We start from the raw sequence: 12,231 nt of genomic DNA, 5'->3' as shown, positions 1-12,231 counted from the left end.
GGGGGGGGCGGGAACACCACCCCCACGGTGTTTTATAAGTCCGGGTTGTGGGTGTGGGTTGGGGTGGGGGGCCGGGGGTGTGTTGGAGCGCCGGGCCCCGCTTCGCCGGTAGGACCGGCCAGCGACCCGCCCCCGGCCGGAGACGTTCCCGGGCGGGGGCGGAAGGGTGGAGCGGTGTCGTGCCGGGGTGTCAGCCCTCGCCGGTCAGGTCGATGGTGACCGTGCGCTCGGCCGGGGTCTTCCCGGCCAGGGCGGTCTTCATCGCCTGGGCGACGTCGTCCGAACCGACCTGGCGCTGCTTGCCGTCGGCCTTGACGGCCATGATGCCGTCGAAGACGCCGTCCAGGAGCGTGTCGATCGCCTGCTTGTCGTAGACGTCGACCAGCCGGCCGTCCACCGGCTTCATGGACAGGATCTGCGGCAGCGACCGCGCCGGGCCGAACTGGATCTGCTTCGGGCCCGCCTTGATGGTGATCAGACCGGACATCGCGGGCTCGGCGAACTCCTTCATCGCCCGTTCCAGCTCGGCCTTGGTGATGGTGGGCTGGGTGGTGGCGACGGGCAGTTCGACCAGCCGGGCCTGTCCGGTCTGCACCTGGGCGCGGTAGGCGTCCCGGACCGAGATCAGGGACTGGCCGGCGTCCAGGGACTTGCCCGGCTTGCCCGGCACGGCCACGGCCTTGTTCGGCTCGAAGCGGATCGTGCCGTCGTTGGCCGCGCCGGAAGCGCCCGCCAGGTCGGTCAGCGCCACGCCGAGCTTCTCCTCGTCGACCGGGATCACCGGGTCGGCGGGGCGCTCCCCGCCGAACAGCGAACCGATCACCGAGACGGGGTTGTAGTCACTGCCCGCCGCCTCCCGCACGGTCTCCTGGCTGTCCAGGGTGAGACCGGCCTTCTCGGGGTCGAGCTTCTCCTCCTTGCCGTCCACCGACAGCTGGAGCGGCGTCTTGGCGCGCTCGCCGAGGGCGGCTTCCAGTTTGGTGACCGCTTCCTCCTTCGAGCCGCCGCCGATGTCGACGCCGAGCACCGTGGTGCCCTTGGGGACCTCGGAGTGGTTCAGCAGAAGACCCGCCCCGTACGCGATGCCGAGCAGCACGACCGCGGCCACCCCGAGCAGGACCAGCTTGGAGCGGCCCTTCTTCGCGGGCGCGGGAGCGGGGGCCGCGGCGGCCTGCGGGGCAGGACGCGCGGCGGCGGGGCCCGGCGTGGGGACGCCCGGACCGCCCGGCCCCCCGGGACCGCCGTGGCCCGCCACCGGACCACCGGGGGCGCCAGGACCGCCCGGGAACGGGGCGCGGGCATCGCTGGGCACCACGGGGATGCCGCTCGTCAGCGTGTCGCCCGAGACATGGCCGCCGGGGCCGGGTTCGGGCGCCGGGGCCTGCGGCGTGAGGATCGCCGTGTCGTCGGACATCCGGGGCGGTACGCCGCCGGGGGTGCCCGGGACCATCGGGCCGGGGCCGCCGAGGCCCGGGACGCCGTCGAGGTTCGGGGTCAGCGAGGAGGTGCCGGTGACCGGTCCCGTGGTGGGGCCGGACGGGCCGGGCGTCCGCACTCCGGGGCCGGGGGTGGCACGCGGGCCGCCGCCGGGGGGCTCGGAGCCGTAGCCGTCGAGCGCACTGCGGCCGGGGCCGGGCTCGCCCGGACCGCCGCCGGGCTTCGGGGAGTCCGAGAAGTACGGCAGGTCGGGGCGCGGGCGGCCCGCGCCACCGTCCGAAGCGCCGCCCGGACCGCCGAGGCCGCCCGCACCCGGACCACCGGGCCCACCCGGGCCGCCGGGACCGCCCGCACCCGGACCACCCGGGCCGGCAGGCGCGCCGCCGGGGGCGCCGGGCGCACCGGTGCCCTGAGCCGCTGCCGCCGGTCCGGCGGCCGGGGCCTTGCGCGGGGCGAACCAGTCGCTGCCGCTCTTCTCCCGGGCCGGCTTCTCCCCGGGCGTCGGGTCGGCGGCCGGGCCGCCGTCCCGGGGCCGGTCCGCGGGCGCTGCGCCGTTCGGGCCGCCGGAGCGGTCCGATGCGCCGGCACCGGGTGCGGGCGGCGGGGTGCCGGGGCGCGGGGTTGCGCCGGTGCGCTCCGCGTCGGAACGGCCGCCGTCGCCGGAGATGTCGCTCGCCGCCATCGGCGTACGCATCACGACCGGCGGGATGGGGCGCGACCCGGGGATGTTGATCCGGATGCGCGTCGTCAGCGTCGTCTCGGTCTTCGGTTCCTCGGGCCGGGGCGGATCCACGGATTCCGGGTTCTCGTCAGAGCCGTCCTGCGACGGGTGGAGCGACGGATACTGGCGGGATCCGTACGGCGGCGTCCCCGAGGGGTACGCGGCTCCGCCGCGGCCCTGGGGCCCGGAGGACGAACTGTCAGTTTCACGACTCAAAGCAGGTTCTCCCGATTGGCTCCGCCGCCCGTACTTCCCCCATGCCGCAGGCCAGGGGACGGCTCGGCGCGCGCACCACCATACTGGCCGCCGCCGTCGGACACTCCGCGACCGGGTGAAACCTCCACCCGTGCCTCACACCTGTGGGGGTCGTTCCGGACCCGGACTTGGCACTTCATGTACCGGACCGGCCGCTGTGGATGGCTGATTGCGGCACTTTGGAGGTGGTGGCGCACATCACAGCGACGGCCGTCCCGCCGAGCATGAAGAGCACCAGGCCGAGTTCGTCGCCGAACACGTAGTCGCCCTCCGGCCGGCCGCTCAGCAGAAGGAACACCGTGATGAACCAGCCGGCCGCCGGGGCGAGCGCGCCGATCTGGGTGCGGGTCAGGATCCGGCCACCGTAGAAGAGGCCCGCGGAGCCCGCCAGGGCGATGATCAACCCGCCCGGGAACCAGGCGGCTTGGACGAGTGTCCCGGCGAGGGCGACGAGCACGCCGAGCACCGCGAGGCCCAAGTAGGCGGCGATCCGGGCCGGGTTCGGCCGGGCGGCGAATCCGGTGGGCTCGGGCTCCCTGGGCGGGGCGTTGCGCCGCGGCGCGTGGGAGGAGCCGGCGCGACCGCGGGCCTTTCCCGGGTTCCCACGGGCCTTTCCGGGGTTCGCTGCGGCCTTTCCGGGGTTCGCTGCGGCCTTTCCGGGGTTCGCGCGGGCCTTTTCGGGGTGCTCGCTCATGCCGCGCCTCCCTCGGTGTCCGGGACGCCCGCGAACAGGTCGCTCTCGCGCTCCGGCCCGGCCACGCCGCGAACGCCCCGCGCCAGTTGGTAGTACTCGGTCGTCAGCAGGGGCTGGCCGAGGTCGTTGGAGAGGGCGAAGAACGGTCCTTCGACCGCGATCTGGGTGGCGTGGGCGCGCATCGCCGCCGACTTCGCCCCGGCGTACGCCGATCCGTCGATCTCCGCGGTGATCTGCTCCCCGCCGGTCACGCCCGGGACGTCGTCCACGGCGGCGATGCCGGGAAAGGCGTCGGGGGCGGTGGTGCGCAGCCGGTCGAAGGCACCCTCCAGCACCTCCCGCTCCACCCGGTTCCAGTAGATCTTCGCGACGGTGTGCGGTGCGCCGACGCCGTACGCCGGGTCGGCGGCCAGGTCGGCGGCGCGCATCGCGACCCGGTGGGCCTGGATGTGGTCGGGGTGGCCGTAGCCGCCGTCCGGGTCGTAGGTGATCAGGACATGGGGGCGGACCTCGCGGATCACCTCCACGAGGTGGGCCGCCGCCTCGTCCACCGGGGTGGACCAGAAGGAGCCGGGGCGGCCGTTCTGCTCGGCGCCCATCATTCCGGAGTCCCGGTAGCGGCCCGCACCGCCGAGGAAGCGGTGGTCGCTGACGCCGATCCCCTGCATCGCCGCGGCCAGCTCGCCGACGCGGTGGGGGCCCAGCGCGTCGTCCCGGTCGGCGGTGAGGCGGGCGAGGGCGGGCGGGATGACCTCGCCCTCCTCCCCGAGCGTGCACGTCACCAGGGTGACGTGGGCGCCCTCGGCCGCATACCTGGCCATGGTGGCGCCGTTGTTGATCGACTCGTCGTCGGGGTGCGCGTGCACGAGCAGCAGACGGCGGGCGGGGAGGTCCTTCATGGGGACCACCCTACGAGCCCGGAGGCCCCCCGTGCCCCCGAGCCCCCGCCCCGCCCTCGCCGCCGGGGTCAGAACTTGATGCTGCTGATCATTCCCGCCACGTTGGTCGTCAGATCGGAGATGGTCGGCGCGATGGACGAGCTCGCGATGTAGAACCCGAGCAGCATGCAGACCACCGCGTGTCCCCCCTTCAGCCCGGATTTCCGGATCAGCAGGAAGACGATGATCGCCAGCAGCACTACCGCCGAAATCGAGAGCGCCACGGCGGTTCACCTCCATCGGTACGTTCGGACGGTCGGAAGGGGGGTACGCGGAGTCAGCAGGTTCCTACCCACCGAGCGCTACGGATCATAACTATCCGTGCCAACGCATTGATCGGGGCACAGCAGCACGAGGGGCGCACGAACCGCGCCACGCAGCCGAGTTCGGGGCTACGCCCCCCGGAAATCGAGGGCCGGCGTCGCCGGTCCGGGTGCGCGCATCTGCCTCCCCCCGATGGCCCGTGGGTCTAAGTTCGGAGTCATGACCTCGCAGAAGCTGTCCTTTCCCCGCCAGCACGCCCGGACCCAGCGCTTCACTCTCGGCGCACCTCGCTCCTTCACCGTCTCGGCGGACGAGACACGGGTGATCTTCCTGCGGTCCACGTCCGGAACGGACCGGACCCATCGGCTGTGGGTGCTCGACCCGGCGACCGGTGAGGAGCGCGTCGCCGCCGATCCCGAGGTCCTGCTGGGCGGTTCGGCGGAGAAGCTCTCGGCGCAGGAGCGGGCCCGGCGGGAGCGGACCCGGGAGGGTTCCTCGGGCATCGTCTCCTACGCGGTGGACGCGGCGGCGGAGCTGGCCGCGTTCGCCCTGTCCGGCAAGGTGTACGTCGCCGAGCTGCGGGCCGGGACCGCGCGGGCGCTGCCGGTGCCCGGCCCGGTGATCGACCCCCGGCCGTCCCCCGACGGCCGCCACATCGCGTACGTGGCCAAGGGCGCGCTGCGGGTCGTGGGTGCGGACGGCGAGGCGGACCGGGCGCTGGCCGAACCGGAGGACCCCCAGGTCACCTACGGTCTGGCGGAGTTCATCGCGGCCGAGGAGATGCACCGCTACCGGGGTTTCTGGTGGTCGCCCCAGTCGGACCGGCTGCTGGTCGCGCGGGCCGACGACAGCCCCGTACAGCGGTGGTACATCGCCGATCCGGCGCACCCCGAGCGCAAGCCGGCCGAGGTCGCCTACCCGGCGGCGGGTACGCCCAACGCCGAGGTGCGGCTCTTCGTCATGGACCTGGAGGGGGCCCGTACCGAAGTGGTCTGGGACCGGGCCGCGTTCCCGTACCTGGCCCAGGTGCACTGGTCCTCCGCGGGTGCTCCGCTGCTGCTGGTGCAGGCCCGCGACCAGCGCAGTCAGCGGTATCTGGCGGTGGATCCGGAGACCGGCGCGACCCGGATCGTCCATGTCGACGAGGACCCGGTGTGGCTGGATCTTTTCCCCGGGGTGCCCGCGTGGGCACCGGACGGGCGGCTGGTGCGGATCGCCGACGAGGGCGGCGCGCGGGTGCTGGCGGTCGGGGACCGGATGCTCACCGGGTCGCAGCTGCACGTCCAGTCGGTGCTGGACATCGGGGAGTCGGACGTTCTGATCTCGGCGGTGGCCGGTGAGGACGCGGTCGAGCCGGAGATCGGGCAGATCCATGTGTACCGGGTGAACGAGCTGGGAATCGAGCGGATTTCCGAAGGGGTGGGTGTGCACTCCGCGGTCCGCTCGGGCGGTCTGTCGGTCGTGGTCTCGGCGGTCCCCGAGGAGCCCGGGGCCGCCGCGTGGCTGGTGCGGGACGGCAAGCGGCTGTCCCGGATCGCGAGTTTCGCCCAGGAACCGGTGCTGTCGGCCCGCGTGACCCTCACCGAGGGGGGCGCACGACGGATTCCGTGCGCCGTGCTGCTCCCCTCGGACTACCAGGAGACGGACGGTCCGCTTCCGGTTCTGATGGATCCGTACGGCGGTCCGCACGGCCGCCGGGTGGTCGCCGCCCACAACGCGCACCTGACCTCGCAGTGGTTCGCGGACCAGGGCTTCGCGGTGGTCGTGGCGGACGGGCGGGGCGCGCCGGGGCGCTCGCCGGCCTGGGAGAAGGCGGTACGGGACAACCTCGTGCTGACCATGGAGGACCAGGTCGAGGCGTTGCAGGGGCTCGCGGACCGCTTTCCGCTCGACCTGTCCCGGGTGGCGATCCGCGGCTGGTCCTTCGGCGGCTATCTGGCGGGGCTCGCGGTGCTGCGGCGGCCCGACGTCTTCCACGCGGCGGTCGTGGGGGCTCCGGTGACGGACCAGCGGCTGTACGACACCCACTACACCGAGCGCTATCTCGGGGACCCGGCCAAGCAGCCGGAGGTGTATGCGTACAACTCGCTGCTCACCGACGACGGGCTGTCCGAGCCGGCCGCCGAGGTGCGGCCGATGATGATCGTGCACGGTCTGGCCGACGACAACGTGGTGGTCGCCCACGCCCTGCGGCTCTCCTCGGCGCTGCTGGCGGCGGGCCGTCCGCACGAGGTGCTGCCGCTGAGCGGGGTGACGCACATGACGCCGCAGGAGCAGGTCGCGGAGAACCTGCTCCTGCTCCAGGTGGACTTCCTCAAGCGGTCGCTGGGGCTGACCGGGGCCTGAGCCGCCTCGCCCTCCCCGTCCGCCCTCGGCTCACCACCGGGGCGGCGGGGAGGCGGGCGGGGGTCCGAAGCCGCCGCCCGGCGGAGGCCCGAAGCCGGGGGCGGGGGCGGGTGGCTGCCCCGATGCCTGGGCCGGCGGGTAGCCCGGGGGCTGGACGCCCCAGGGACCGGCGCCGCCCCACGGCCCCGGGTGGCCGCCGGAGGCACGCTCGACGCCCTTGCGGGCGAGGAGGATGATCACCACCGGTCCGACGAGGAGCGAGGAGAGGATGCTCAGCAGATTGAGCTGCGCCTCGATGTCCAGGTCGGTGAACCGCTCGTACATCTCGAAGTGGATGATGCGCGCCGTGCCGAGCACACCGGAGGAGAACACGAACCCGGCCGCGATCAGGCCGAGCGGTCGCGCGTGGACCGCTCCGACGACCGCGCCGACGGCGGCCACCAGCGCCATCAGGATGATCGCCCCGGTGATCCAGCCGGGCGGCCCCTCGGTCACCGGGGTGTTCAGGGGCCGGCCGCCGATGAACCACGCGGGATAGAGCCCGGACGGATAGAGGAACGTCTGCCGGATCTCCCAGGCGGTGAAGACCGCCGCCTGGAGACCGAGGAGCAGGAAGACGGCCACCCCGGCACCGCGCCCCGGCCCGGCGGGCCGTTCCGCGCCGTCCGGCAGGGGGCGGCGGCCCGCCGCCCCCACCACGATCAGCGCGAGCCCAGCCGCCAGCGCGGCGTACGTGGTGAGCAGTGCCCGGTCGCGGAGTTCCTGGGGTGCCGCGGCGTCGGCGATGGTCCAGACGCCGGGCAGCCGCAGGACGAAGGTGACGACCCCGGTGACGATCAGGACCGAAGCGGCGGCGGCGGAACGGAGCGCCGCCACAGCGGCGGCGGCATAGGCCAGCAGCAGGACGAAACTGGCGGCCGTCGTGGTGGGTTGCGCCGCGCCCCGGAGGGTCGTGAAGCCCGTCCAGTAGTCCCAGACCGGCCCCGGTCCGTCGACGGCCCGGATGTCCCGGACGAGCCAGGCGACGATGAGTAGTGCGGGCACCGCGCACAGAACGGCGCCGGTGATTCTCGCTCCCCGTGTAAGTGTCACCCGCTGATACTCCATTGCCCCGAACGGATGAACAAGGCGTTCAGGGGGCGGGGCGGTCCCGGCGGGCGACCGGCCGGAGCGACAGGACGACGCTCCGGCCGGACCACGGCACCCGCACGGCCGTACGCTGTTCAGCATGGGGCGTTCGTATATCGGTGCGGCGACGGCGGAGTTGCCTGCTTGTTAACGATCCTGACGCCGGTTCACGACGCTTCGCCACCCCCGGACTCCGGCCTCTCCCCGGACTCCCGCTTCTCCGTGAACCCTGGTGCCTCCTGCGACTCCCGCGACTCCTGCGACTCTTCGGACCCCGGCTCCGTCGCCGGCCCGGGGACCTCCAGCTCGCCCTCCGGCGGCACCACGCGCTTCTCCTCGGCGAAGTGGCACGCCGAGTCGTGCCGGGCCGGGGTGTCCACGAGCCGGAACTCCGCGGGTACCGCGAGCAGCGGGACCTCCAGCTCGCACCGCTCCTGCGCCTTCCAGCACCGGGTGCGGAAGCGGCAGCCGGAGGGGATGTTGGCGGGCGAGGGGACGTCGCCGTGCAGGATGATCCGTTCCCGGTGCTCGCGGGCGGTCGGGTCCGGGACGGGGACGGCGGACAGCAGCGCCTGGGTGTACGGGTGGGTGGGGTGGTCGTAGATCTCCGCGTCGGAGCCGATCTCCACGATCCGGCCCAGATACATCACGCCGACCCGGTCGGAGATGTGCCGGACGATCGAGAGGTCGTGGGCGATGAACACGAAGCTGAGACTGAACTCCGCCTGGAGCCGGTCCAGCAGGTTGACCACCTGGGCCTGGACGGAGACGTCGAGCGCGGAGACCGGTTCGTCGGCGACGATGATCTCCGGGTTGAGCGCGAGGCCGCGGGCGATCCCGATGCGCTGGCGCTGGCCGCCGGAGAACTGGTGCGGATACCGGTTGATGTACTCCGGGTTGAGCCCGACCACGTCCAGCAGGTCCTGCACCCTCTGCCGACGGCTGCCCTTGGGGGCGACCTCGGGGTGGATCTCGTACGGCTCCCCGATGATGTCGCCGACCGTCATCCGCGGGTTCAGCGAGGTGTACGGGTCCTGGAACACCATCTGGATGTTGCGGCGCACCGCCTTCAGCGCACGCCCGGACAGCTTCGCGATGTCCTCGCCCTTGTAGCGGATCGCACCGGCGGTGGGGCGTTCCAGGTGGACGAGCATCTTCGCGACGGTCGACTTGCCGCAGCCCGACTCCCCCACGATGCCGAGCGTCTCGCCCGCGTACAGGTCGAAGTCGACGCCGTCGACGGCCCTGACCGCGCCGATCTGCCGCTTGAAGAGGACGCCCTGCGTGAGCGGGTAGTGCTTGGCGAGGCCGCGCACCTGGAGGATCGGGTCGCCCTCCACGTACGGGGCGACGGCCTCCTCGCGCGCGGTGGTCAGCAGGGTGGAGCCGCTCTCGGCACTCCCGTCGCGATCAGCGTGCATCGAGCGTCTCCTTCCAGAAGTGGCACGCGCTCCGGCGCTGCTCGTCCACCTCGTAGAGCGGCGGCACATCGCTGCGGCACACGTCCCTCGCCATCGGGCAGCGGGGGTTGAAGGCGCAGCCGGGCGGGATGCGGGTGAGGTTGGGCGGCAGGCCCTTGATCGCGTACAGATCCTGGCCCTTCTGGTCCAGGCGCGGGATCGATTTCAGGAGGCCCTTGGTGTACGGGTGGGCGGGGGCCTTGTAGATCGCGTGGACGGGGGCGGTCTCGACGATGCGGCCCGCGTACATGACGGCGATCTTGTCGGCGACGTCGGCGACCACGCCGAGGTCGTGGGTGATCAGGATGAGGCCCATGTTCAGCTCGCGCTGGAGTTCGGCGAGGAGGTCCATGACCTGGGCCTGGACGGTGACGTCGAGGGCGGTGGTCGGCTCGTCGGCGATGATCAGGGACGGTTCCAGGGCCATCGCCATGGCGATCATGATGCGCTGGCGCATCCCGCCGGAGAACTGGTGCGGGTAGTTGCCGACCCGTTCCTTGGCGGCGGGGATGCGGACCCGGTCCATCAGCTCGACGGCCTTGGCCTTCGCGTCCTTGCGGGACATGCCGCGGTGCACGACGAACATCTCGCCGAGCTGCTGGCCGACGGTGAGGACCGGGTTCAGCGAGGACAGGGCGTCCTGGAAGATCATGGCCATCTCCTGGCCGCGGATCTTCCGGCGCTCCTCCGGCTTGAGCTTCAGCAGGTCCTGGCCCTTGAAGAGGATCTCGCCGTCGGCGATCCTCCCGGGCGGCATGTCGAGGATGCCCATGATCGCCTGGGCGGTGACGGACTTGCCGGAGCCGGACTCGCCGAGGACGGCGAGCGTCTCACCCTCGGCCACCGAGTAGTTGACCCCGTTGACGGCCTTGGCGACGCCTTCGCGGGTGTGGAACTCCACGTGCAGATCGCGCACTTCGAGCAACATGGCAACCGGCTCCTCAGCGCAGCTTGGGGTCGAGGGCGTCGCGCACCGCGTCGCCGAGCATGATGAACGCGAGCACGGTGACCGCCAGCGCTCCGGCGGGCCAGAGCAGCATGTGCGGGGCGTTGCGGATGTAGTTGGCGGCCGCGGAGATGTCGATGCCCCAGGAGACGGCGGGGTCCTTCAGGCCGACGCCGAGGAAGGAGAGGGTCGCCTCCAGCGAGATGTACGTACCGAGCGCGATGGTCGCAACGACGATGACCGGGGCGATGGCGTTCGGGGTGATGTGGCGCAGCATCATGCGGGAGTTGGAGGCGCCGAGGGCGCGGGCCGCCTGGACGTAGTCGTTCTGTTTGGCGGTGATGACGGAGCCGCGGGCGATGCGGGCGATCTGGGGCCAGCCGAGCAGGACGATGAACCCGACGACGGGCCAGACGGTGGAGCTGGTGACGACGGACAGGAAGACCAGGCCGCCGAGGACGACGGGGATCCCGAAGAAGACGTCGGTGAGGCGGGAGAGGATCGAGTCCCACCAGCCGCCGAAGAAGCCCGCGAGCCCGCCGAACAGGCTGCCGAGGATCGCGACGCCGAGGGTGGCGCAGACGCCGACGGTCACCGAGGTCCGGGTGCCGTACACGACCCGGGTGTAGACGTCGCGGCCCTGCGGGTCGAAGCCGAAGGGGTGGCCGGGTTCGGAGCCCTTCTGGGCGTCGTCCAGGTTGGCCTGGAGGGGGTCGCCGCTCGCGATGAGCGAGGGCCAGATCGAGATGATCACCAGGAAGAGGATGACCAGCGAGGAGATGATGAAGACCGGGTTGCGCCGCAGGTCGCGCCAGGCGTCCGACCACAGGCTGCGCGGCTTCCCGGCCGGCCCGGTGCCGTCGGCGCCGCCCGGGCCCTTCTCCAGGCTGGTGCCCTCCTCCAGGGCGAGGTCCATGGGGCCGCCGGCTCCCGCCGGGGAGATCGCTCCGTCCGATGACTGCGGCTCAGGCATAGCGGATCCTCGGGTCGAGTACGGCGTACAGGAGGTCGACGATCAGGTTGGCGGCCAGGAAGACGAGGACGAGGATCGTGACGAAGCCGACGACGGTCTGGGAGTTCTGCCGCAGGATCCCCTGGTAGAGCTGGTAGCCGACGCCGTGGATGTTGAAGATCCGCTCGGTGACGATGGCACCGCCCATCAGCGCGCCCACGTCGGTGCCGATGAAGGTGACGACGGGGATGAGGGAGTTGCGCAGCAGATGCCGTACGACGACCCGGCGGCGCGGCAGCCCCTTGGCGACGGCGGTGCGTACGTAGTCGGCGCGGGCGTTCTCGGCGATCGAGGTCCGGGTGAGCCGGGTGACGTAGGCGAGCGAGACGGAGGCGAGGACCAGCCCGGGGACGAGCAGTTCGTCGAAGGTGGGGTCGGCGGAGACCGAGGGCTTGATGATGCCCCACTTGACGCCCAGGAGGAGCTGGAGCAGCAGGCCGGTGACGAAGGTCGGGATGGCGATGACGACCAGCGTCAGGATGAGGACGGTGGTGTCGACGGGGCGGCCGCGCCGCAGGCCGGTGACGACGCCGAGGCTGATGCCGATGACGACCTCGAAGACGACCGCGACGATGGTGAGCCGGATGGTGATGGGGAAGGCGGTGGCCATCAGCTCGGTGACCTTCTGCCCGTTGAACGCGGTGCCGAAGTCGCCGGTGAACACGTTGCCCATGTAGGTGAGGTATTGCTGCCAGACCGGCTTGTCGAGGCCGAACTCGGAGCGCAGCTGGGCGGCGGTGGCCGGGTCGCACTGGCGGTCGCCGCAGAGGCCCGCGATGGGGTCGCCCATCACGTTCACCATGAGGAAGATCAACAGCGTGGTGCCGAAGAAGACCGGGATCATCTGCAGCAGCCGCCGGATCACATAACGTCCCATGAGGGGCTCCGGGGGTCGGGGGGTGCGCTCCTGGCAGGTGGTACGGGAGTGGGGTGGGGCGCGGGGGGCGGGGTGGGGGGGTGCGCCCGCCCCGTCGCGCCCCGCCGGAAATGAGAGAGTGTATATTTTTTTTAGCGGGGCGGGTAGGCTGGG

At 72.3% G+C, this 12,231-nt stretch carries 10 protein-coding genes; 1 reads left to right on the top strand and 9 read right to left on the bottom strand.

The window, feature by feature from the left end:
- Positions 1–190: 190 nt before the first annotated feature.
- From ACFWRV_RS15720 to ACFWRV_RS15705, 4 genes are all read right to left on the bottom strand, one after another.
- Positions 191–2,374 (bottom strand): hypothetical protein, encoded by a 2,184-nt coding sequence (locus ACFWRV_RS15720; protein ID WP_384334165.1) that lies wholly within the window; start codon positions 2,372–2,374, stop codon positions 191–193.
- A 175-nt stretch (positions 2,375–2,549) separates the two neighbouring features.
- Complete coding sequence (locus tag ACFWRV_RS15715) at positions 2,550–3,107, bottom strand: DUF6113 family protein (protein ID WP_384334162.1); 558 nt, start codon at positions 3,105–3,107, stop codon at positions 2,550–2,552.
- Positions 3,104–4,006, bottom strand: a complete 903-nt coding sequence (gene mshB, locus ACFWRV_RS15710; protein WP_384334158.1) for an N-acetyl-1-D-myo-inositol-2-amino-2-deoxy-alpha-D-glucopyranoside deacetylase — start codon at positions 4,004–4,006, stop codon at positions 3,104–3,106. The genes ACFWRV_RS15715 and mshB overlap by 4 nt, the downstream gene beginning before the upstream one ends.
- Positions 4,007–4,074: 68 nt before the next feature.
- The gene (locus tag ACFWRV_RS15705; protein WP_010063247.1) at positions 4,075–4,269 is read right to left on the bottom strand and encodes a hypothetical protein; all 195 of its coding nucleotides are present in this window, start codon (positions 4,267–4,269) and stop codon (positions 4,075–4,077) included.
- A gap of 259 nt (positions 4,270–4,528) precedes the next feature.
- Between ACFWRV_RS15705 and ACFWRV_RS15700 the strand changes: the two genes are divergently transcribed.
- Complete coding sequence (locus tag ACFWRV_RS15700) at positions 4,529–6,655, top strand: prolyl oligopeptidase family serine peptidase (protein WP_384334155.1); 2,127 nt, start codon at positions 4,529–4,531, stop codon at positions 6,653–6,655.
- A gap of 30 nt (positions 6,656–6,685) precedes the next feature.
- Here ACFWRV_RS15700 and ACFWRV_RS15695 read toward each other — a convergent pair whose 3' ends face one another.
- From ACFWRV_RS15695 to ACFWRV_RS15675, 5 genes are all read right to left on the bottom strand, one after another.
- Positions 6,686–7,699 (bottom strand): hypothetical protein, encoded by a 1,014-nt coding sequence (locus ACFWRV_RS15695; protein ID WP_384334152.1) that lies wholly within the window; start codon positions 7,697–7,699, stop codon positions 6,686–6,688.
- A gap of 251 nt (positions 7,700–7,950) precedes the next feature.
- A complete protein-coding gene (locus ACFWRV_RS15690) occupies positions 7,951–9,204 on the bottom strand; it encodes an ABC transporter ATP-binding protein (RefSeq protein ID WP_384334149.1) in 1,254 nt (417 codons plus the stop codon).
- On the bottom strand, positions 9,194–10,171 hold the full coding sequence (locus ACFWRV_RS15685; RefSeq protein ID WP_384334147.1) for an ABC transporter ATP-binding protein: 978 nt from the start codon (positions 10,169–10,171) through the stop codon (positions 9,194–9,196). Before ACFWRV_RS15685 ends, ACFWRV_RS15690 begins: the two co-directional genes overlap by 11 nt.
- Before the next feature lie 13 nt (positions 10,172–10,184).
- Positions 10,185–11,162 carry an ABC transporter permease gene (locus ACFWRV_RS15680; protein WP_384334144.1) on the bottom strand — a complete coding sequence of 326 codons (978 nt, stop codon included), beginning with the start codon at positions 11,160–11,162 and terminating at the stop codon, positions 10,185–10,187.
- The gene (locus ACFWRV_RS15675; protein WP_047178619.1) at positions 11,155–12,078 is read right to left on the bottom strand and encodes an ABC transporter permease; all 924 of its coding nucleotides are present in this window, start codon (positions 12,076–12,078) and stop codon (positions 11,155–11,157) included. Before ACFWRV_RS15675 ends, ACFWRV_RS15680 begins: the two co-directional genes overlap by 8 nt.
- Between the last annotated feature and the right edge of the window lie 153 nt (positions 12,079–12,231).

Origin of the sequence: Streptomyces sp. NPDC058576 (assembly GCF_042718715.1) — a bacterium.
Lineage (GTDB): Bacteria > Actinomycetota > Actinomycetes > Streptomycetales > Streptomycetaceae > Streptomyces.
The sequence above is the reverse complement of the archived record's forward strand: the minus strand, read 5'-3'. Positions and strand labels throughout refer to the sequence as shown.

Bases quoted from the DNA above. Each gene is read 5' to 3' on its own strand.
- ACFWRV_RS15715 (WP_384334162.1), bottom strand. From the start codon at position 3,107: ATGAGCGAGCACCCCGAAAAGGCCCGCGCGAACCCCGGAAAGGCCGCA.
- mshB (WP_384334158.1), bottom strand. From the start codon at position 4,006: ATGAAGGACCTCCCCGCCCGCCGTCTGCTGCTCGTGCACGCGCACCCC.
- ACFWRV_RS15700 (WP_384334155.1), top strand. From the start codon at position 4,529: ATGACCTCGCAGAAGCTGTCCTTTCCCCGCCAGCACGCCCGGACCCAG.
- ACFWRV_RS15690 (WP_384334149.1), bottom strand. From the start codon at position 9,204: ATGCACGCTGATCGCGACGGGAGTGCCGAGAGCGGCTCCACCCTGCTG.
- ACFWRV_RS15685 (WP_384334147.1), bottom strand. From the start codon at position 10,171: ATGTTGCTCGAAGTGCGCGATCTGCACGTGGAGTTCCACACCCGCGAA.
- ACFWRV_RS15680 (WP_384334144.1), bottom strand. From the start codon at position 11,162: ATGCCTGAGCCGCAGTCATCGGACGGAGCGATCTCCCCGGCGGGAGCC.
- ACFWRV_RS15675 (WP_047178619.1), bottom strand. From the start codon at position 12,078: ATGGGACGTTATGTGATCCGGCGGCTGCTGCAGATGATCCCGGTCTTC.